At 72.2% G+C, this 20,260-nt stretch carries 15 protein-coding genes, 1 tRNA gene and 1 pseudogene; 12 read left to right on the top strand and 5 right to left on the bottom strand.

Features of this window, described 5'->3' with window-relative positions:
• The first annotated feature begins 133 nt into the window (after positions 1–133).
• A complete protein-coding gene (locus tag ACFV9T_RS04260) occupies positions 134–871 on the top strand; it encodes a helical backbone metal receptor (protein ID WP_385436546.1) in 738 nt (245 codons plus the stop codon).
• Positions 872–902: 31 nt separating this feature from the next.
• Here the strand turns inward: ACFV9T_RS04260 and ACFV9T_RS04255 are convergent, their stop codons facing one another.
• Positions 903–2,021: a TDT family transporter gene (locus ACFV9T_RS04255; protein ID WP_385436554.1), complete on the bottom strand. Its 1,119-nt coding sequence runs from the start codon at positions 2,019–2,021 to the stop codon at positions 903–905.
• A gap of 70 nt (positions 2,022–2,091) precedes the next feature.
• Between ACFV9T_RS04255 and ACFV9T_RS04250 the strand changes: the two genes are divergently transcribed.
• The gene (locus ACFV9T_RS04250; RefSeq protein WP_385436545.1) at positions 2,092–3,066 is read left to right on the top strand and encodes a LysR family transcriptional regulator; all 975 of its coding nucleotides are present in this window, start codon (positions 2,092–2,094) and stop codon (positions 3,064–3,066) included.
• A 6-nt stretch (positions 3,067–3,072) separates the two neighbouring features.
• On the opposite strand, the gene ACFV9T_RS04245 is transcribed toward ACFV9T_RS04250, so the two are convergent.
• Positions 3,073–6,351 (bottom strand): amidohydrolase family protein, encoded by a 3,279-nt coding sequence (locus ACFV9T_RS04245; protein WP_385436544.1) that lies wholly within the window; start codon positions 6,349–6,351, stop codon positions 3,073–3,075.
• 187 nt (positions 6,352–6,538) lie between these two features.
• On the opposite strand from ACFV9T_RS04245, the gene ACFV9T_RS04240 reads away from it, so the two are divergent.
• Positions 6,539–7,528, top strand: a complete 990-nt coding sequence (locus ACFV9T_RS04240) for an alpha/beta fold hydrolase (RefSeq protein ID WP_385436543.1) — start codon at positions 6,539–6,541, stop codon at positions 7,526–7,528.
• Between the two features lie 561 nt (positions 7,529–8,089).
• Positions 8,090–8,163 (top strand) — tRNA-Pro (locus ACFV9T_RS04235).
• Positions 8,164–8,279: 116 nt separating this feature from the next.
• Here the strand turns inward: ACFV9T_RS04235 and xerC are convergent.
• Positions 8,280–9,554, bottom strand: a complete 1,275-nt coding sequence (gene xerC, locus ACFV9T_RS04230; protein WP_385436542.1) for a tyrosine recombinase XerC — start codon at positions 9,552–9,554, stop codon at positions 8,280–8,282.
• A gap of 525 nt (positions 9,555–10,079) precedes the next feature.
• Here xerC and ACFV9T_RS04225 point away from each other — a divergent pair.
• The 6 genes and pseudogenes from ACFV9T_RS04225 to ACFV9T_RS04200 all read left to right on the top strand — a co-directional run.
• Positions 10,080–10,363 (top strand): annotated as a pseudogene (locus ACFV9T_RS04225) (superoxide dismutase); the annotation flags it as partial.
• 503 nt (positions 10,364–10,866) lie between these two features.
• The gene (locus ACFV9T_RS04220; RefSeq protein WP_385436541.1) at positions 10,867–12,459 is read left to right on the top strand and encodes an ABC transporter substrate-binding protein; all 1,593 of its coding nucleotides are present in this window, start codon (positions 10,867–10,869) and stop codon (positions 12,457–12,459) included.
• Between the two features lie 17 nt (positions 12,460–12,476).
• Positions 12,477–13,442: an ABC transporter permease gene (locus ACFV9T_RS04215; RefSeq protein ID WP_385436553.1), complete on the top strand. Its 966-nt coding sequence runs from the start codon at positions 12,477–12,479 to the stop codon at positions 13,440–13,442.
• Entirely contained in the window at positions 13,435–14,280 is an 846-nt protein-coding gene (locus ACFV9T_RS04210; protein WP_385436540.1) for an ABC transporter permease, read from the top strand. Before ACFV9T_RS04215 ends, ACFV9T_RS04210 begins: the two co-directional genes overlap by 8 nt.
• Positions 14,277–15,248 carry an ABC transporter ATP-binding protein gene (locus ACFV9T_RS04205; protein ID WP_385436539.1) on the top strand — a complete coding sequence of 324 codons (972 nt, stop codon included), beginning with the start codon at positions 14,277–14,279 and terminating at the stop codon, positions 15,246–15,248. Before ACFV9T_RS04210 ends, ACFV9T_RS04205 begins: the two co-directional genes overlap by 4 nt.
• Positions 15,241–15,906: an ABC transporter ATP-binding protein gene (locus ACFV9T_RS04200; RefSeq protein WP_385436538.1), complete on the top strand. Its 666-nt coding sequence runs from the start codon at positions 15,241–15,243 to the stop codon at positions 15,904–15,906. The genes ACFV9T_RS04205 and ACFV9T_RS04200 overlap by 8 nt, the downstream gene beginning before the upstream one ends.
• A 49-nt stretch (positions 15,907–15,955) precedes the next feature.
• Here the strand turns inward: ACFV9T_RS04200 and ACFV9T_RS04195 are convergent, their stop codons facing one another.
• Together ACFV9T_RS04195 and ACFV9T_RS04190 are read right to left on the bottom strand one after the other, a co-directional pair.
• On the bottom strand, positions 15,956–17,635 hold the full coding sequence (locus tag ACFV9T_RS04195) for a purine-cytosine permease family protein (RefSeq protein WP_385436537.1): 1,680 nt from the start codon (positions 17,633–17,635) through the stop codon (positions 15,956–15,958).
• Positions 17,636–17,755: 120 nt separating this feature from the next.
• A complete protein-coding gene (locus tag ACFV9T_RS04190) occupies positions 17,756–18,490 on the bottom strand; it encodes a GntR family transcriptional regulator (protein ID WP_385436536.1) in 735 nt (244 codons plus the stop codon).
• 236 nt (positions 18,491–18,726) lie between these two features.
• Between ACFV9T_RS04190 and ACFV9T_RS04185 the strand changes: the two genes are divergently transcribed.
• Both ACFV9T_RS04185 and ACFV9T_RS04180 read left to right on the top strand, forming a co-directional pair.
• Positions 18,727–19,551, top strand: a complete 825-nt coding sequence (locus ACFV9T_RS04185) for a hypothetical protein (RefSeq protein WP_385436535.1) — start codon at positions 18,727–18,729, stop codon at positions 19,549–19,551.
• Complete coding sequence (locus tag ACFV9T_RS04180) at positions 19,548–20,201, top strand: class F sortase (RefSeq protein ID WP_385436534.1); 654 nt, start codon at positions 19,548–19,550, stop codon at positions 20,199–20,201. The genes ACFV9T_RS04185 and ACFV9T_RS04180 overlap by 4 nt, the downstream gene beginning before the upstream one ends.
• The last annotated feature ends 59 nt before the right edge of the window (positions 20,202–20,260 follow it).

The following is a 20,260-nucleotide window of genomic DNA, read 5'->3' as shown; positions in this document are numbered from 1 at the left end:
TGTTTTATTTTTTTTTACTCCACCGGCCCTCCTCCCTCGCGCAACCCCCCCCCCCCGGCGCGGCCGGGCCGCTTCTCCCGCCGGGCGGGGGCCGGCGGCCGTACGTCCGCCCCGCGCGCCGTACGGTGGGGCGATGAGGTCTTCCGCCGCCGTACGGAGCGTGGTGTCCCTGGTGCCCTCGCTCACCGAGTCCGTCGCCGCCACCGCGCCCGGCCTGCTGACCGGGGTGACCGACTGGTGCAGCCATCCGCCCGGGCTGCGCGCGGAGCGCGTCGGCGGCACCAAGAACCCGAACACCGCCCGGATCGCGGCCCTCGCCCCGGACCTCGTCCTCGCCAACGAGGAGGAGAACCGCGCCCCCGACCTCGCCGCGCTGCGCGCCGCCGGGCTCAAGGTGATGGTGACCGAGGTACGGACGCTGGAGCAGGCGTTCGCCGAGCTGGACCGGGTCCTGGTGCACGGCTGCGGGCTGCCCCGGCCCGGCTGGCTGGACGAGGCCGAGGCCGCCTGGGCGGACGTACGGACCACCGGTGCGCGGCGGCCTGCGGTGGTGCCGGTGTGGCGGCGGCCGTGGATGGTGCTGGGCCGGGACACCTTCGCCGGGGATCTGCTGTCCCGGCTGGGCGTACGGCACCTGTACGCGGACCACCCCGAGCGCTACCCGCGCATCCCCATCGACGAGCTGACGCGGCGCGGCGCGGAGCTGGTGGTGCTGCCGGACGAGCCGTACCGCTTCACGGCCGACGACGGCCCCGAGGCGTTCCCCGGGCTGCCCGCCGCGCTCGTCAGCGGCCGCCATCTGACCTGGTACGGCCCCTCGCTGGCGGAGGCGCCCGCGGTCCTCGGGGCGGCGCTGGCGGGGGCGCGGTGAGGATGGGGCTCAGGGCGTGAGCAGCGGGCTGCTAGGGCGTGAGCATCTTGCCGCGCGCCAGGCCGAGCGCCGTGCGCGCCGCGACCAGAGCCCACGCCGCCACCAGAGCGCCGTACAGCACCACCGCCAGCCAGCCGAACGCGTGCAGACCGGTGTGCCGGGACAGCGCCGCCGCCCCCGTGACACACGTGCCCACGGGGAAGGTGAACCCCCACCAGGTCATCGCGAACGGCATCCCGCGCCGCGCCGCCCGCACCACCAGCGCCCCCGCCGACGCCAGCCACAGCAGCGCGAACCCCATCACCGGCACCCCGTACACCACCGAGGCGAACCGGGCGGCGGCCTCCGGCACCCCCGCCGTGTACGCCACGGCGTCGGCCATCCCGCCCGCGGCCGTCGTGGACTGCCCGAGCGGGCCCAGCACCAGGAACAGCGCGGGCGTCAGCGCCGCCGGGAGCGGACCGTGGCGGACCAGCCGCTCGAAGATCAGCGGCAGCATCAGGAACGTCCCCAGCAGGCTCGCCCCCGCCAGCGCCACACACCCCAGCAGCAGCGCCTCCCGCCCCTGCCCGGGCGGCAGATGCGGCACCAGCGCCGGACCGGTCGCCGCCGACACCATCGGCGCCACGACCGGCAGCAGCCACACCGGGGACGCGTCCCCGGGGCCGATCCGGTGCCGTACGACCATCAGCGCCGGGATCCCGGCCGCCATCAGCAGCGCGGTGAGCGTTCCGGCCGTCCACAGGACCGCGTCCACGGCCACCGCCGCCCGTACGCCGATCACCTCCGCGCCCACGGACAGCGTCGCCGCGCCGACCGCCGACAGCGCCATGGGCAGGCAGCCGTGGAAGGGCGCGACCGCTGGGTCGAGGAGATCGGCGCGCGCCCGGTCGCGATGGCGCGCCCAGTGCGCCGCGCGGGCGGCCAGTACGGCGGCGAGCAGCAGCGCCGACAGTACCCACACCGCCCGGCAGACGCCGCGCAGCCCCGGGATGTTCACCGGCAGCCCGGCACCCGCGGTGGCCACGATCGCGGTGCCCATCACCGTGGCGTACCAGTTGGGGCCGAGGTGGCGTACGGACGGCCGGGGGCGGCGAGCCCGTATGACGGCGGCAGCAGGAAGGGGCGGGGCGGGCGCGGCGGTGACCATGGACGCAGCCTCGCCCGCCGCCGCGTCACCCACCAGGCCCCTTCGTTCTATGAGGGCATAAGCTGACTTTATGAGCGAGCGGAAGAGCCCTACGGCCGGTGACGACGGCCCGGTGCCGTCCCCGCTCGCCCACCGCGTCCCCGACCTCGGCGCGCTGGAGCTGCTGCTCGCCGTCGCCCGGCTCGGCAGCCTCGGCCGGGCCGCCCGGGAGCTGGGCATCACCCAGCCCGCCGCGAGCAGCCGGATCCGGGCGATGGAACGGCGGCTGGGCGTCGCGCTCGTGGACCGCTCGCCGCGCGGCTCCCGGCTCACCGCGCCCGGGGCGCTCGTCACGGACTGGGCGCGGCGCGTGGTGGAGGCGGCCGAGGCGTTCGACGCGGGCGTCCACGCCCTGCGCGACCGCCGCGACTCCCGGCTGCGGGTCGCCGCCAGCATGACGATCGCCGAGTATCTGCTGCCCGGCTGGCTGATCGCGCTGCGCGCCCTGCGCCCCGACACCGCCGTCTCGCTCCTGGCCGGGAACACGGCGGCGGTCGCCGGGCGGCTGCTGGACGGCGAGGCGGACATCGGATTCGTCGAGGGCCTGGACACCCCGAGCGGGCTGGACGGCGCGGTCATCGGCCATGACCGCCTCACGGTGGTCACCGCCCCCGGCCACCCCTGGGCCCGCCGCCGCACCCCACCGGCCGCCGCCGAACTCGCCGCCACCCCGCTCATCCTCCGGGAGCGCGGCTCCGGCACCCGGCAGGTGCTGGACGCCGCCCTCGCCGCCCACGGCGGCCTGGCCGCGCCGCTGCTGGAGCTGGCCTCCACGACCGCCGTCAAGGCGGCGGTGGTGAGCGGCGCGGGCCCCGCGGTGCTCAGCCGTCTGGCCGTCCGCGAGGAAGTGGCGGCCCGCCGCCTGGTGGAGATCGCGGTCCCGGACATCCCCCTGCGCCGCGATCTGCGCGCCGTCTGGCCGTCCGGTCCCCACCCCACCGGCCCGGCCCGCGACCTGCTCGGCCTGACCCGGCCCTCACCGTCCGAGCCGATCCGCCGTGCTTGAGCGTGGTCAGCTGTGCTGCTCGCAGCACCCGTCGCGCCGCAGCTGCCGCCCCACCTCCAGCCAGTGGTCCGCCGACCGCCCGTGCGCCGCCATGGCACCGGTGGGCGCCGGGAACGCCTCGACCAGCCGCCGCTGCTCGTACGGCACGCCGCCCCGCAGCACCGAGACCGTCCGTACCATCGCGTCGAAGTCGGTGAACGGATCGCCGTCCACGACCGTCAGGTCCGCCAGCTTGCCGACCTCCAGGGTGCCCAGATCCCGTTCGGCGCCGAACGCCCGCGCCGGGAGGACGGTCACCGTACGCAGCGCCTCCGCGGGCGACAGCCCGTACCGGTGCAGCGCCCGCAGCGTCACATGCAGATGGAGCCCCACCGGCACCAGCGGCTGGTCCGTCCCCAGGGCGACCACCCCGCCACCGGCCAGGATCCGCCGGTATATGCCGATCTCGGTGCGCAGGGTCGCCAGCTGGGCGCCGGTCGGCGGCGTCCCGGCGAGCTGCCGCACCAGCGCGGTGTCCCACGGCGGCATCAGCCGGGTGACCCGCTCGTCCTCGGCGAGCGCCGGGTCCGCGCCGACCAGCGGCTGTGCGGTGAACGGGGTGGCCACCAGCCGGAAGTCGCAGGCCGTGTAGATCTCCTCCAGGTCCTGGAACGCCCGCCCGGTCGCCGTCGTCGCATGCCCGTACTCCAGCCGCTGGGTGGCCTGGAGATGGGTCGTCAGGTCCTGCCCGAGCTGGATGCCGGGGGTGCACAGATGGCTGCCGGAGCGCACCCCGAGCTTTTCGTGTGCGAAGCGGGCGGCCTCCTCCATGATCCAGCCGGGGGCGCGGACGTACGTCTTGACGAAGTCCCAGTCGAGCGCCTCGGCGCGGTCCAGCGAGCGCCGCAGGCCATCGCGGGTGCGGTGCGCCCGGCCCATGCTGTACGCCACCCGCGGCCCGTCCAGCAGCTCACCGGTGGCCAGCAGCCGCGGCCCGGCCAGCGCGCCCGCCGCGACGGCCTCCCGCAGCCGCGCCTGCTCGTACGCGAAGCCGCCGAACGAGACGGCCGTGGTGATGCCGTACGCGAGCTGCAGCGCGGTCTGGCGGCCGCCGTACGAGGATTGCCAGGGATGCGTATGGGCGTCCCACAGACCGGGGACGACGGTACGGGCCGAGGCGTCGATACGGCGCTTCGCGGGCCGCCCGCCGCGGTGCGCCTCGACGGCGGCGATCCGGCCGCCGCGCACCACGATGTCGACGTCCTCGCGGACCGTGCCCCCGCCGCCCGTGCCGTCCCAGAACCTCCCGGCGTGCACCACGGTGTCGGCCGGGCGCGGCCGCCGGTGGTCGAGCGGAACCCGTACCGTACGGGCGTTCCCGCTCGCGACGTCCAGCAGCCGCAGCTTGCCCGCCGACAGATACAGGACGCTGCCCGAGTCCGCCGACCAGGACGGATGGTCGGCCGCCTCGTCGGTCACCCGGCGCGGGGCGCCGTCCGGGCTGCCGTCCGGCCGGACCGGCAGCAGCCACAGGGCGGACTCGACGATGACCGCCATATGGCGGCCGTCCGGGGACCACACCGGGCCGGAGTCATAGCGGTCGGTCAGCGAGGTGTGCTCCGCGACGGCGTGCAGCGTCGCGGTGCCGCTTGTCGTATCGACGACCCGGATGAGGTTGTAGCCCTCGCGGAATCTCTGGTTCAGCCGGTTGCGGTCGCACAGCGCGACGTACCGGCCGTCCGGCGACCAGCTCGGCCGCCCGGGCAGCCCGCCCGCCCCGAGCGGCGCGGCCAGCACCCGTTCCGTACCGGCGCCGAGGTCCCGTACGACGAGGTTTCCCGACATGTCGATACAGGCGAGCCGGTCGCCGTCGGGGGAGAGCGCGGGGTGCACCCGGCCGCCCGACGCGAGCACCGTCTCCTTTCCGGAGGCGAGGTTCCGGCGGCGTACGGCGAGCAGCTCATCGCGGTCGTCGGCGTACACCAGGGCGCGCCCGTCGCGCGTCCAGGAGGGGGCGAGCAGATACCGGGTGGCGTCCGCCCGTACGACCCGGCGCGGGGCGCGGCCGCCCGAGGTGTCCGCGATCCAGAGGGAGTTGAGCGCGGCGAAGGCCACCTTGCGGCCGTCGGGCGACAGCGCGGGCAGATGCAGCCCGCGCACCGGACGCGCCGCGCCGCCCTCGAAGTCGTACCGCTTGACGGTGTACCGGGGGCGGTCGACCGTCAGGGTGGCGGCGAACGGGATCTCCTCGCCTTTTGCCGGGGCGCCCTTCGCCGGGGCGTCCTTCGCCTGGAGGCCCTTCGCCGGGGCGTCCGGGCGCACCAGCCGGAAGTGCCCGTCCACCGTCAGCAGCAGCTCCTCGCGCTCCTCGCGCGAGACCCACCGAGGCGGCACCGGCTGCACATCGCCCTCGACCGCGACCTTCGCGCCGTCCACGACCAGCGTGCAGGACGCCTCCGGCGCGGGCGTGGTGCGCAGATAGGCGAGCCTGCCGCCCGCCGACACGGACGGCGTCATCACCTGCGCGCCGGTGGTCGCGTCGGCGCGCTCGACGGTCACCGGACCGGTGCCGTCCGCCCGTACGGAGGCCACCGTACGGGCGTCCAGCGCGGTCCCGGCGAGCGCGCCGCGCACGAACAGCACGCGCGCGCCGTCCGGGGACCAGGCCGGGTCGAAGTCCTCCCAGGCGCCGCCCTGGAGCGGCCCGTCCTGGCCCGGCAGTCCGGTCAGCCGGGTCAGCTCGCCGCTGGCCACGTCCAGCACCCACACCCGGTACGGGCTGCCCGCCACCGGGTCGCCGCCGCGTTCGGAGGCGAAGGCGATCCGGGTGCCGTCGGGCGACCACGCCGGACCACGGTCGTCCCACGGGCCGTCGGTGCGCTGCCGCAGTCCGGAGCCGTCGGGGCGCAGCGTCCAGATGTGGAAGCCGCCGCCCCGGTACGCGCATACGGCCAGCAGCTTCCCGTCGGGGGAGTGGACCGGACGGGTCGGCTCCAGATCGGGCGGGGTGAGCGCGACGGCGTCGCCACCCTCGCGGGGGACGGACCACAGCACGTTCTGGACCTCGGCGATCAGCCGGTCGCCGGTGGGGGAGAGGGACGCGGCGCCGTTGGTGGCGGCGGTGAAGGAGAGCGAGACCCGCCGCGCCTCCGCCCGGGCCGCGGCATGGGCCACCGCCTCGGCGGGCAGCGCGGCCGTGGCGGCGACGGCGGTGCCCACGGCGGCGGCCTGCAGCAGGCGCCGCCGGGAGAGTTCGGACGGAGGGTGATTCTCCGGGGCCGCGTCAGATGCTTCGAAGGTGACCAACAGTCCTCCTGGGGCGGGGAATTGCACGGTTCAGGAGTTGCGAGTGGCACGGAAAGCGCCTGATCGTTACACACGGCCCGCGCCCCGCAACACCCCGTCAGCACGCCTGTGCATGCCCTTGGCATGGCGGCCCGGCGGGGGAAGAGTGGGTTTCGCCTCATCCCATCGGCCCAGGAGACGGATACGCATGCGAGCTGGCGGCATCACCCACCGCACGGACCACCTGACCGCCCCGGACGGCGCGCGTGTCGCGACGTACACGTGGCAGCCGGAGGCGGGCCCCGTGCGCGCGGTCGTCCAGATCGCCCACGGCGCCGCCGAGCACGCCCGGCGCTACGACCGGTTCGCCCGCTTCCTGGCCGGGCACGGCTACGCGGTCGTCGCCTCGGACCACCGCGGCCACGGGGCGACGGCGGAGTCCACCGGCGGCCTCGGCGTGGTCGCTACCGCTGGCGCTTCTGCTGGCGCTTCTGCTGACGATCCCGCTGGCGATGAGGGCGATGCCTGGCGGGCCATCGTCGCGGACCTGCGCGCCATCGGCGCCCGCGCCCGCGCCGACCACCCCGGAGCGCCCCTGGTGCTGCTCGGCCACAGCATGGGCTCGATGCTGGCCCGCGACTGCGCCCAGGAGTACGGCGGGGAACTGGCCGGGCTGATCCTCTCCGGCACCTTCCGCTCGCTCCCGGGGGCGGAGATCGAGGGCGCGTTGGCGGCCATCGAACAGGAGATCGCGGAACGCGGCCCCACCGCGCTGTCCACCTTCGTCCCCACGCTCTTCGCCTCGTTCAACGACCCGTACGAGTTCGGCACCGGCTTCGAATGGCTCTCCCGGGACCAGGCCGAGGTCGCCGCCTACGCGGCCGACGACCACTGCGGCTTCCCCTTCAGCACCGGCCTCTCCCTGGCCTGGCTGCGCGCTGTCCGCAAGATCAACGACCCGCGCCACCAGGCCCGCATCCCGGCCGAGCTGCCGGTCCACCTGGCGGTGGGCACCGAGGACCCCTGCAACCAGCGGATGACCCTGGTCTACGAACTCCTCGAAGACTTCCGCTACGGCGGCACCCGGAACCTGAGCTGGAAGGGCTACCAGGGCGCCCGGCACGAGATCCTCAACGAGACCAACCGCGACGAGGTCCAGCAGGACCTCCTGGAGTGGCTGGAGAAGCACATCCCCTGAGCGTGAGGTCCTGACGGCGAGGACGCGGCTGACGGAATCCGCTCGCGCAACGGCAAGATGGAGCGCCTGCCCTGTGGGAGGACGGCGACGCGCAGGTCTCATACGACGCGGATGACGAGCCACCAAGCGTGCTCTGGGACCGCGACGGCAAGCCGCGCGTGGTGGCGCGGGGCGGAGACATCGCGGGCATCAACCGCGACGGATGCTCGGCTCCACGCTGAGCTACGCCCTGGCCGCGGGCTCGCCCTCTCCGTCGCCAGCGACGACGCCACGATCCCCGGAGGCCGCGACGAGCCGACCATCTGGACCTGCCGCTGACCGACGCCGCAGGCTGCGCCGACCTCTTCCCGAGCGCGCACCTCCGGGGTCCGCCGCGGCACCTTCGCTGCACGCCCCGGCGCCCGCAACCTCCTCGACCACAGAACGCGACACTCACGAACACTCCGTAATCGCCGGGCTGCCCCGGAGTCCTGCCCAGGGGTGGAGGCGAGCACCCCCTGAGGTGCGGTATTGTTCTTCATGCGCGGCCGGCAAGGGAGAAACCCCGAGCCGGACAAGCACCGGGACGTGGCGCAGTTTGGTAGCGCACTTGACTGGGGGTCAAGGGGTCGCAGGTTCAAATCCTGTCGTCCCGACGGTGTTATTGCAGGTCGGAGGCCGTTTCCGCCGGAAGGCGGGGCGGCCTTTTCCGTTGGTGGTCGTTGGGTGGTCGTAGATCGGCTCCGGACCCGCTTCTGGCCCTGATGCTGTTTCATGCTGCTTGCGTGTACTGGTTGCTGTGGGGTTGGCTTCGCGGGGCGGGTGGGCTGGTGGTCGTTTTGTGGTCGTAGCGCCTTTCTTCGCGGTCGAGCTGTTTGGCGATGGCGTCGACGGCTTGGCGGGCCGCGGGTTTGGTGAGGTGGCCATAGATGTTGGCCGTGGTGGAGATCGTGGAGTGGCGCAGGGTTTTCGACACGATGGTCAGCTCGACGCCGTGGGTCAGCGCCAGCGTTGCGGCGAGGTGGCGCAGGTCGTGGACGCTGGTGCGCGGGACGCCTGCCTGGCGGGCGAGGTAGTGGAAGTGGTTGAGGACGTACTCCGGGTGCAGCGGGCGCCCGTCGTCGCGGTGGAAGACGAATCCGCCTCCCGGGTCGCCGGGCGCGTAGCACTGAGTTTTGCGGTGGGTGAGGAGGGCGTGGATGCGGGGTGAGAGGGCGACCCAGTCGCTGCTCTTGCGGGTCTTCGGGCGGGTCAGGACGAGCTTGTTGTTGTCGATCGCCGAGAGAGTCCAGTGGACGTAGACGGTGTGGGCCGCGAGGTGGACGTCGTCCCAGTGGAGGCCGAGGGCTTCGCCCTTGCGGAGGCCGGTGCCGATGAGGAATTCGATCAGGTCGGCGAAGCCCGGATCGCTGGCATGGCAGTGGCGCAGGAAGCGGATGGCCTGGGCCGGGGTCCAGATGGTGCGCTCGGTGGAGGCCGGGCGGGGGATCACGGTGGGCCGGACGATGTTGGTGGGGAGTCGGTGTTGGCGGACGGCGTCGCCGATGGCGCTGGAGAGGGTGGCGAGGATGTGCCACACGGTGGGGCGTCCGCGGCCAGTGGCGAGCTGGGTCTGTACGTAGTGGTGGATGTGTTCGTAGGCGAGTTCGTCCAGGCGGATCGGGCCGAGGGCCGGAATCAGGTCGTCGTGGACGTAGTCGCGGTAGCGGACCCATGTGGTGGGCTTGAGCCGCAGCCGCTTGGCCGCGAGCCACTGGTTCAGGTAGTCGGCGACGGTCTGGTTCGGGTCGGCGCTGACGCCGATCCGGCGGCCGGCACGGTAGCGGTGCAGGGCAGTACGGGCGTCGCCCTCGGTGGGGAAGCCACCCCGACGCACGGTGCGGTTGTGTCCACCGGGCTCGGTGGCGGGAAGGTCGACGGCGAAGGTCCAGGTCCCGTGAGTGGGATCGGAGATCAGCTGGGGGCAGTGGGCGCCGAGCTGGCGGCGCTGCTTGTCGCGGCAGCCGCAGCGGCGGTAGACGCGCCCCACGGTGTCGTGGGCGCGCATGACGATCACCTTCTACGGCGACATGGAATTATGGCGGCATTTTCATTGTGAATCGCGGCTATGAAGAAATGGAAATTCCTTACGACCGCAATCCGACCACCACGGTCCTGATCTGCTGCCTGACCAGCGGCGATCCCTTTACTTTCCCGACAAGTGCGATGGGCCGGCTCCTGAGTCAGACGCATGCTGGTGAGGAAAAGTGTGCCAAGCCTGCCGGGATCCCGCGAGTCATGCTTCTGCGACGTGCGGAACCCGTCGTGTCTGCCGTGGCTGGTAAAAGTAGATTCGAATCGTTCCACCTCGGCGACTTGCCCGTCACCTGGTAGATCTTCGCCCGCGCTGACCAGTCGGCACCCTCCTTGGCGCCTGCCCCTCGTGGGCCGGGCGGTGGGTCGGGCGGCCATATCGGGGACTTGTGCTGGCGGGGAGGGCCCGGCGTGCCTTGTTCGCGGCCTCGGTCCAGCCGAGGTGGTCCGGCAGCTCGGGCCCGTCCGGCTGATCGGCCCGTTCCCGGGCGGCAGCATCAAGGCCGCCGCGACCACCCATGGCTCCGGCTGGGGGTCCTCGCGTACGAGCCGGTGAGTGGCCGACTGGTCGTGGAGCAGATCTACGACCACCAGGGCAACGTCGGTCAGAGCTCGACCCCGATCCTGGTCTTCGACGCCTGGGAGCACGCCTTCTATCTCCAGTACAAGAACCAGAAGGTCGACTTCATCGAGGCCATGTGGAAGGTCGTCAACTGGCAGGACGTGGCCAAGCGCTACGCCGCCGCCAAGCGGCGTGTCGACAATCTCCTGCTCGCTCCCTGACCCGTCTCGGAAGCGGGTGTCGCGTTCCGGCTCGCAGCCGGGCCCCTGCGGGGCACGCCCGCGGGGGGTCTGCCCATGCCGTGGCGGTGTGCAGGGTCGGCCTGTCCGGCGGGTGCCGGATTGAGAAGACGATCAGCCGTCGGAAGGAACATGCCCCGGACCGACTTCAGACGCGGATCATGGCGAAGGCTGTCGGACCGACCCCGCACACAATCAGCTTGCTGCATGGACTAGCTATTGCAAGTTATTCGCAATAATGGGGTGCGGTGCGGACCGAGCGGCGCTCGTCGCACCGTCCGCCCGGAGGTGCTGGGTCGCCATGTGCGTGCCGACCACGCAGGGCCGCGGGCGGCGCAGGGCGTGGCGCATGGGGGCGGCCCCCCTCCGTGCGGCGGCGCGCCCGACAACGGCACGGGCGGCTCAACGCGATCTATTCGCAGTTGCAGGTGTCATGCAACAATCGCTGCCCCGCGACAGCATGTACATGAGGGAACGGTGGCGCGATGGTGCGTAGTGCGAAGTTTCGGATCGCCTCGATAGCCGCAACTGCCGTGATCATCGGGGTTCCGGCGTGTTCGGCTCCGAGCGACGGTGGCAGCGACGACTCGGATGCGGGTGCCTCGCTCGCGGTGGGCATCGCGTACGAGCCCGAGACGCTCAGCCCCTTACTCGGATACGGCAAGGACGGCAGCTCGAAGATCTTCGACGGACTGCTCACCCAGGACGCCGACTTGGAGCCGAAGCCCGCACTCGCCGCCGAGCTGCCCGACGTCAGTGACGACGGCCTCACCTACACCTACACCCTTCGTGACGGCGTCACCTTCAGCGACGGCAAACCGCTCACCGCCGACGACGTGGTCTTCACCTACCAGACGATCCTCGATCCGAAGACCAACAACCCCTCGCGCGCGGAGCTCGACGCGATCAGAAGCGTCCGCGCCAAGGGCGACCGCACGGTCGTCTTCAAGCTCAAGTACCGTTACGCGCCCTTCGCCGGACGCACCGTTCTGCCGATCGTGCCCGAGCACGCGGCGGGCGGACAGGACGTCAACACCGGCTCGTTCAACACCAAGCCCATCGGCACCGGCCCGTACGTCCTCACCGGCTGGACGAAGGGCGAGAAGCTCACCTTCAAGGCCAACCCCGACTACTGGGGCGGCACGCCGAAGGTGAAGAAGCTGACCCTGGCGATCGTGCCCGACGACGACGTACGCGCCACCCGGCTGCGCTCCGGCGACCTGGACGCGGCGATCCTGCCGCCCCACCTCGCCGGCACCTTCGGAAAAGACGCGTCCAGGAAGGTCTTCGAGGCCGAGTCCGCCGACTACCGGGCCGTCACCCTCCCGCAGGGCGGGAAGGTCACCGGCGACAGGGCCGTCCGGCGGGCCCTCGATGTCGCCGTGGACCGGCAGGCGATGGTCGACAGCATTCTCGACGGTGGCGGACACCCCGCGGCCGGCCCGCTGCCGCGCACCAGTCCCTACCACGCCGGCGGTGGCGAGCGCGATCACGACCCGGAGCGTGCCCGGGGGATCCTCGACGCCGCGGGCTGGAAGCGGGGCTCGGACGGGATCCGCACCAAGGGCGGGACGCGCGCCTCGTTCACCCTCTGGTATTTCTCCGGCGACAAGCTCCGCCAGGACCATGCGCTCGCCTACGCCTCGGACGCCAAGAAGGTGGGCATCGAGGTGAAGGTACAGGCCGGTACCCGCGAGGTGGTCAGGCCCCGGCTCGACCGGGACGCGATGCTGATGGGCAACGGGAACCCCGTCGACCCGGACTACGACCTGTACGGGCTGCTGCACTCCTCGCTGGCCGGGAACGGCTGGAACAACATGGCCCGCTACGACAACGCCTCCGTCGACAAGGCCCTGGACGCCGCCCGCCGCACCGCCGACGACACCGAACGCCGCGCCGCCTACGCCGAGGTCCAGCGCGAGCTGGTGAAGGACCCCGGTTATACGTTCCTCACCCTCATCGACCACATGTACGTGGTGAACGACGGCTGGTCGGGCGTCACCACCCGGGTCGAGCCGCACGACCACGGACTCGCCGGGCCCTGGTGGAACGTCGAGGACTGGAAGCCCCGCGCGTGACGTTCCCCTGGCGCGCGATGCTCCGGATGGCGGGGCGGCGGCTGCTGTTCGCGCTCCCCGTACTGCTCCTGGTCACCCTCGGCGTCTTCGCGCTCGCCGCCGCCTCGCCGTTCGACCCGGTGGCGCAGTACGCCGGGACCGCCGGGCTCAGCGCCTCCCAGCAGACGCTGGACGAACTGCGCGCGAACCTCGGCGTCGACGGGCCGTTCGTCGTCCGCTGGTGGCGCTGGCTCGGCGCCGCGCTCACCGGCGACCTCGGAGACTCCTTCTCCCTGCGCCAGCCCGTGGCCCAGGTCCTCGGGGAGCGGATCGGCTGGACGGTGCTGCTCTGCGCGACGGCGTTCGCGGTCACGGTGCCGCTGGGCACCGCACTCGGGGTGCTCGCGGCCCGGCGGCCGGGCAGCTGGTGCGACCGGGTCATCACCTCGCTGTCCTACACGCTGGAGGCGGCACCGGTCTTCTGGCTCGGGCTGCTCGCCGTCTGGGCGTTCGCCCTACGGCTGGATGTGCTCCCGGCCGGCGGGCTGACCGACACCCGCAGCGCGGTGGTCTCGCCCGGCCAGGTCGCCGCGCACCTGATCCTTCCCGCCGGTGTGCTGGCCGTCTCCCAGATGCCGTGGTTCGTGCTCTACGTACGCCAGGGTGTCGTGGACGCGTACGCCGAGGACCACGTGACCGGCGCCCGTGCCCGCGGCCTCAAGGAACGCACCGTCCTGCTGCACCACGCGCTGCGCTCCGCGCTGCTGACCGTCCTCACCCTGTTCGGTTCCCGCATCCCCGAACTCATCACCGGAGCGCTGCTGGTGGAGACCGTCTTCAGCTGGCCGGGCATCGCCGAGGCCACCGTCCGCGCCGCCACCGCCGTGGACTTCCCGCTCCTCGCCGCCACCACCGTCCTGGCGACGGCGGCCGTGCTGCTCGGCAATCTGCTGGCCGACCTCCTCTACGGGCTCGCCGACCCCAGGGTGGCCTTCGATGGCTGACCTCACGCCCCTCTCGACCAGGACCGTCCGTCGGTACGCCTCCCTCGGCGTCACCGGGGCCGTGCTCCTCACGGTGCTGCTCGTCCCGCCGCTGACCGGCCTGGACCAGCAGCTGGTCGATCTCTCGCAGAAGCTGCGCGCTCCATCCTGGGCGCACCCCTTCGGCACCGACGACGTCGGCCGTGACCTGCTGCTGCGCTGCGTCTACGGCCTGCGGGTCTCGCTGCTGGTCGGCGTGGTCGCGGCGGTTGTGGCCACGGTGATCGGCACGGCGGTCGGCGCGCTGGCCGGAGCGCTGGGCGGCTGGACGGACCGTGTGCTCATGCGGACGGTCGACGCCGTCAACTCCGTGCCGCATCTCCTGCTGGGCATCTTCATCGTGGCGATGTTCCGGCCCGGAGTCTGGCCGGTGGTGGTGTCGGTCGCCCTCACCCACTGGCTCTCCACCGCCCGTATCGTCCGTGCCGAGATCCTCTCGCTGCGCACCCGGCCTTACGTCGACGCCGCCATCTCGGGCGGCGCCTCACGGTGGCGGGTGACGGTCCGGCACCTCCTGCCCGGCGCCCTGCCGCAGGCCGGGCTGGCGGCCGTGCTGATGGTGCCGCACGCGATCTGGCACGAATCGGCGCTCTCCTTCCTGGGCCTGGGCATGCCCTCCCACCAGGCCAGTCTGGGCACCCTCATCCAGACGGGGCGGGGATCGCTGCTCACCGGCGACTGGTGGCCCACCCTCTTCCCCGGGCTGTTCATCATCGTGCCCACCCTGGCCCTCGCCGGGCTCGCCGGGCTGTGGCGGGAACGGCTCAACCCGCGCCGCCGATCGGAGCTGATGCTGTGAAAGCCGACGCGACGCCCGCTCTTCTGACGCTGCGTGACCTTACCGTCCGCTTCCGGCTCCGCCACGGCGTGGAGGTGGCCGCCGTCACCGCCGTGAGCCTCGACCTCGCCGCGGGGGAGTGCCTCGCGCTGGTCGGTGAGAGCGGTTGCGGCAAGTCGGTGCTCGCCGCCGCCCTCCTCGGGCTGCTGCCCGCCAACACCGAGGTCACCGGGACCGCCGTGGTCGGCGGCGTGGATGTACTCGCCGCCGACGAACGCACCCTCGCCCGCACGGTACGCGGCCGCCTCATCGGCCTCGTGCCGCAGAGCCCGGCCGCCCACCTCAACCCCGTTCGCACCGTACGCGCCCAGCTCCACGAGACCATCCGCGAACTCCTCGCCCCACCCCGCGACCGCCTGCCCGACCTGGCACGGCAGGCCGCCGCCCGCGCCTCCTTCCCCGCCGACCACCTCGACCACCACCCCCACCAGCTCTCCGGCGGTCTCGCCCAACGCGCCGCCACCGCCCTCGCCCTCGTCGGCGACGCCCCGCTGCTCCTCGCCGACGAACCCACCACCGGCCTCGACCGCGATCTCGTCGACGCCACCGCCGACGAACTCCGCCGCCACGCCGACTCCGGCCGCGCGGTCCTCATCGTCACCCACGACCTCACCGCCGCCCAGCGCGTCGCCGACCGGGTCGCCGTCATGTACGCGGGCCGGATCGTCGAACTCGCCCCCGCCGCCGACTTCTTCGGCACCCCGGGCCCGCGCCACCCGTACGCCCACGGCCTGCTCGAAGCGCTCCCTACCCGGGCCTTCCGTCCCATCCCCGGCATGCCACCCGAACTCAGCCGGCTACCCGACGGCTGCGCCTTCGCCCCACGCTGCCCCCACACCACCACCGCCTGCCGCGAGCAGCCGCCCCGACGCGACGGCCTCGCCTGCCACCACCCCCGCACCCACCTCCCGGAGGCTGCTGGTGCTTGAACTGCGGGACGTCACCGCCGGATACGGCCGAGCCGCCCCCGTCCTCGACAACGTCTCCCTCACCATCGCCCCGGGCGAGGCGGTCGGGCTGCTGGGCCCGAGCGGCTGCGGCAAGTCCACCCTCGCCCGGATCGCCGCACTGCTCCATCCACCCCGGGCGGGCACCGTGACCGTGGACGGGGAGCGGGTACGCGGCTGGCGGCACCGCGCGCCCCGCCACCTGCGTACCGCCATCGGCATCACCTTCCAGCAACCCCGCGCGGCCGCCGATCCCCGCCTCCGCCTGGCGGACACCATCGCGGAACCGCTGCGCGCCTGCGGCCTCGCCGCCACGGCGAAGGACCGTACGGCGGAACTGGCCGAGGCCACCGGCCTCACCGCCGAACTCCTCCACCGACGCCCCCACGAGGTCAGCGACGGCCAGCTCCAGCGGGCCTGCCTCGCCCGCGCGCTGGTCCACGAACCCCGCTGGCTGGTTTGTGACGAGATGACCTCCATGCTCGACGCCTCGACCACCGCCGCACTGGTCGCCACCGTCGAGACCTACCGGAACCGCACTCGCGCCGGTCTCCTCGCGGTCAGCCACGACCGCGACCTGCTCACCCGCTGGTGCGACCGGATCATCCAGCTGCCGCCGGCCCTCGTTCCGTCCTCGTAGCAAGGGCCGCTGGGCATCCGAACGCTGCCTCACCGTCCGGCCGCTCGGTTCAGAGGGCCGACGGCTGTGCGGGCAGCACGTGGTCGCCGACCGTGTCCGTGCTCAGGCACAGCGAGCAGACCACCGCGTCGTGGGTCTGGCAGGCGGCCAGGTCGGGACGCTCGTAGGGCTGGTGGCACACGTGGCAGTCGTACGTGGTGGCGCTGGGGTTGCCCTCCGTGTCGAGCAGGGGCTCGGCGATGCCGTCGTCGGTGCGGCGGAGGTAGTACTTGCCCTTGGTGACGATGGCCATCAGCGGGGTGAGGGCGAAGGCGATGACGGCCGCGGCGACGGGGGAGTAGGGCTGGAGGGTGTCGCCGAGCGCGTGGAAGTACATGGCGATGGACAGCCCGGAGGCGGCGGTGAAGGCCACGACGCCGACCGGATTGACGGCGTAGAGCATGCCGCGGCGGAACTCGGGTGCGTGCGGGGAGAGCTTCAGCAGGTACTTGTTGACGCCGATGTCGGTGGCGACGGTGACGACCCAGGCGATCGCGCAGTTCGAGTAGAAGCCCAGGATGCTGTTGAGGAAGCTGAACATGTCGGCTTCCATCAGGGCCAGCGCGAAGCCCAGGTTGACCAGGACGAAGACCAGGCGGCCGGGGTAGTGCCGGGTGACGCGGGTGAAGGAGTTGGTCCAGGCGAGCGAACCGGAGTACGCGTTCGTCACGTTGATCTTGATCTGGCTGATCACGACGAGGACTACGGCCAGCGGGACGACCAGCCAGGACGGCATCATGGCGTCGAAGGCGCCGCGGAACTGCTGGATCGGCTCGGTCGCGGACGCCGGTCCGACCTCGGCCAGGATGTAGACGGCGAGGAAGACACCGATGGCCTGCTTCAGTGCGCCGAGCACCACCCAGCCGGGCCCGGCCATGACCACTGCGGTCCACCACGTGCGCTTGTTCGCCTCGGTCTTGGGCGGCATGAAGCGCAGGTAGTCGATCTGTTCGCCGATCTGCGCGATGAGGGACAGGCAGACGCCCGCGCCCAGCAGCACGGAGGCGGTGTCGAGGCCGCCGTTGCCGTCGGTGCCGGCGTAGCCGAGGAAGCGGTCGACCGTGCCGGGGTCGGTGGCGACCAGGTAGACCAGCGGGCCGACCATCAGAAGCAGCCAGATCGGAGTCGTCCACACCTGGAGCTTGCTGAGCGCCTTCATGCCGTAGATCACCAGCGGGATCACCATCAGCGTGGAGACCAGACAGCCCAGCCAGAGCGGCAGTCCGAGCCCCAGCTTGAGGCCCTGGGCCATGATCGAGCCTTCGAGGGCGAAGAAGATGAACGTGAAGCTGGCGAAGATCACACTGGTCAGGACCGAACCGTAGTAGCCGAAGCCGGAGCCGCGGGTGATCAGGTCCAGGTCGATGTTGTAGCGGGCGCCGTAGTACGCCAGCGGGAAACCGGTGACGAAGATGACGACGGCGGCCACGGCGATCGCCACGAGCGCGTTGCCGGTGCCGTGGGCAAGGCCGATGCCGGCGCCGATGGAGAAGTCGGCCATGTAGGCGATGCCGCCCAGCGCGGTCGTCGCCACCACCATCGGCGTCCACCGCCGGTAACTGCGGGGCGCGAAGCGGAGGGTGTAGTCCTCCAGCGTCTCCTTGGTCGCCTGAGTGGTCGCCTGAGTGGTCGTCTGACTGGTCGGCGCGTTCGCAGCCGTGGCCGTCTGTGGTGACTGGGTTGTACTCATGGTCAGCCCTTCGGGGTGCGGTGGTACTCCGGTGGTGCGGGAGTGATGAGCGGTGGCGCACCCCCGGTTGGCGGCGTCGGCAGCCGGGGAGTCGAGGGACCCGGAGTGGGGCCCGGGCTTTCAGAGGCGTTCGGCGTGCAGGGCCATCTGCGTCATGGCGCGCCGGGCGTGTTCCATCACCACGGCCATCGAGTCGCCGAGGTGTGCGTGCAGGGCCGCGTAGCCCTCGTCGAGCCGTCCGTCGCGGACCAGCTCCATGATCTTGATGTGCTCGGTGGTCGTCGTCTCCACCCGGTCCTGGGTGAGGAAGTCGTACATCCGCACGCGGCGGACGCGCTCGCTGACCGCCACCAGGGCGTCGGTCAGCGCGGGATTACCGGAGGCTCGGGAGAGCTCGGCGTGGAAGCGCTCGTCATGGACGACGAAGCGCGGGTCCGGCGGCGGCAGGGCCTCGCGCATCGCGTACCAGCGTTCCAGCTCGGCCGCGATGACTGCCGGATCGTGCCGCACGGAGGAGTCTTCGATCGCGCGGGCGATCCCGCTCAGCTCCAGGGTGACCCGGAGTTCGTAGAGGTCCTTCAGCTGGGTCAGGTTGGGAACCGTGACGAAGAAACCACCGTCACCCCGCTCGATCAGCCCGTCGGACGCCAGCCGCGCCAGCGCCTCGCGCACGGGGGTGCGTGACACTCCGAACCGCGCGGCCAGCCGCATCTCGGCCAGCCGGTCACGAGGACCGAACTCGCCGTCGAGCACGGCCGCGCGCAGCTTCGCGTAGACCGCCTCGCGCAGCGACGGAACGGATGCCGCCGACGGATCCGGCCCCGTGTCCGGCTGCGTATACAGCTTCGAATCCATGAGCGGACACGCTAGGAACCACTTGTTTCCCGGAGGGGGCACTCGTTGTGAACTGCTCGTTTCCGGCGCCTCACGCCGTGGCGCGCGGATTCTTCCGACGGCTTTGAACACCCGGGAGCGTTGCTGCGTTCTATGTGTAACTGCGAATGATTCGCAGTAAGGCCCCTCGGGTGCCCAGCAGGAATCCGTGCGACATGCGGCTGTCCCCGTCCGGAGGCCGCGGAACAGGAACGAACGTGACGCTCAAGCGAACCGGCCGCGCCGCGGTGCTTGCCGCTCTGCCTGCCGCAGCCCTCCTCACCATGGCCGGATCGTCCCCGGTATTCGCGGCGGAGGACACCCCGGCCTACCAGATCGACCTGGAGCAGCTGAACAACTCCAACTCCAAGGGGACGGCCCTGCTGAGCCTGCGCGGCAAGGAGCTCACCGTGTGGATCAAGTCCGAGGGCATGGTGCCCGGTCAGCCCTCGGCGCAGCATCTGCACGGGTCGACCGAGGGGCACGACTTCCAGTGCCCGGACGACAGCGCCGACACCAACGGCGACGGGATCCTCAACAACACCGAGGCCACGGTCCACTACGGCGACATCAACATCTCGCTCACCGTCTCGGGAGACACCGACGCGGCGGGCAGCGGCCTGGCCGTGGACCGGATGCCGGTGGCGGACGCGGAGGGCAAGGTCTCCTACAAGCGGACCATCCCCGTCTCACAGGACGTGGTGGACCACATCAAGGACCTGCACATCGTGCAGCACGGCATCGACCCCAACAACAACGACAAGTTCGACTTCGAGGGCGCGGGCAAGAGCGAACTCGACTCGAAACTCCCGCAGGAGGCGACCGCTCCGACCAACTGCGGTGTCGTCAAGGGCGCGGCCGTCGGGTCCGTCCCCGTCGGCGGGATCGAGACCGGCAGCGGAGCCGACGGGGCGGGCGTCTCCCCGGGTGTCGTGATCGCCGCGGCTGGTGCGGCCTCGGTGGCGGTGGCCGGCGCGCTGTTCGTCGTACGGCGGCGGACGGCGTCCGGTGCCGCGGCGGCGAAGGTCGGAGGTGCCGTGTGAACCGCTCGACGCTGAGCACACGGGCCGGGGTGCGGCGCGCCCTCGTCCCCGTGGTCGCGACCGCCATGGCAGCCCTGCTGCTCACCGCCTGCGGCGGCCAGGACACCTCCGCGTCGGGGACCGGCCAGGGTCAGCCCACGGCGGCTGGTCAGACGCAGGAACCGGGCTCGGGTGGCGGAAAGGCCGTCGCGGCCCTCGACAGGTCGGTGCCGCAGCGGGTCACCATCCCCTCCCTCGGCGTGACGAGCGATCTGGAGACGCTGGGACAGAACAAGCAGGGGGCGATGACGACCCCGAAGGACCCGGATCTCGCGGGCTGGTACGAGCCCGGGCCCACTCCCGGCTCCCAGGGGCCCGCCGTCATTGCCGGGCACGTGACCTGGAACGGCGCGGACGCCGTCTTCAAGAAGCTCAAGACGATGAAGGCCGGGGACACCGTCGAGGTGTCCCGCGCGGACGGCAGGACGGCCACGTTCACGGTGGACCGCGTCGAGGAGTATCCGAAGAAGGACTTCCCCACGCTGGAGATCTACAAGAACCTCGACCACGCGGGGCTGCGCCTGGTCACGTGCGGCGGCACGTTCGACGCGGATCGGCACTACTACCCCAACAACGTCGTCGTGTTCGCCACCATGACGGCCGTCGCGTAGGCAGTCGGCGCGGGGCCGGTTGAGGCTCGGCGGGGGTCGAACCGGGCCGCCATCCTGCG

This window comes from Streptomyces sp. NPDC059850 (genome assembly GCF_042731515.1).
Lineage (GTDB): Bacteria > Actinomycetota > Actinomycetes > Streptomycetales > Streptomycetaceae > Streptomyces.
Note: the sequence above shows the minus strand (reverse complement) of the source record. Positions and strands in the feature narration are given on the sequence as shown.

What these genes read in the sequence shown, in the direction of transcription:
- ACFV9T_RS04260 (WP_385436546.1), top strand. Translation starts at nt 134, where the DNA reads ATGAGGTCTTCCGCCGCCGTACGGAGCGTGGTGTCCCTGGTGCCCTCG.
- ACFV9T_RS04255 (WP_385436554.1), bottom strand. Translation starts at nt 2,021, where the DNA reads ATGGTCACCGCCGCGCCCGCCCCGCCCCTTCCTGCTGCCGCCGTCATA.
- ACFV9T_RS04250 (WP_385436545.1), top strand. Translation starts at nt 2,092, where the DNA reads ATGAGCGAGCGGAAGAGCCCTACGGCCGGTGACGACGGCCCGGTGCCG.
- ACFV9T_RS04240 (WP_385436543.1), top strand. Translation starts at nt 6,539, where the DNA reads ATGCGAGCTGGCGGCATCACCCACCGCACGGACCACCTGACCGCCCCG.
- xerC (WP_385436542.1), bottom strand. Translation starts at nt 9,554, where the DNA reads ATGCGCGCCCACGACACCGTGGGGCGCGTCTACCGCCGCTGCGGCTGC.
- ACFV9T_RS04220 (WP_385436541.1), top strand. Translation starts at nt 10,867, where the DNA reads ATGGTGCGTAGTGCGAAGTTTCGGATCGCCTCGATAGCCGCAACTGCC.
- ACFV9T_RS04215 (WP_385436553.1), top strand. Translation starts at nt 12,477, where the DNA reads ATGCTCCGGATGGCGGGGCGGCGGCTGCTGTTCGCGCTCCCCGTACTG.
- ACFV9T_RS04210 (WP_385436540.1), top strand. Translation starts at nt 13,435, where the DNA reads ATGGCTGACCTCACGCCCCTCTCGACCAGGACCGTCCGTCGGTACGCC.
- ACFV9T_RS04195 (WP_385436537.1), bottom strand. Translation starts at nt 17,635, where the DNA reads ATGAGTACAACCCAGTCACCACAGACGGCCACGGCTGCGAACGCGCCG.
- ACFV9T_RS04190 (WP_385436536.1), bottom strand. Translation starts at nt 18,490, where the DNA reads ATGGATTCGAAGCTGTATACGCAGCCGGACACGGGGCCGGATCCGTCG.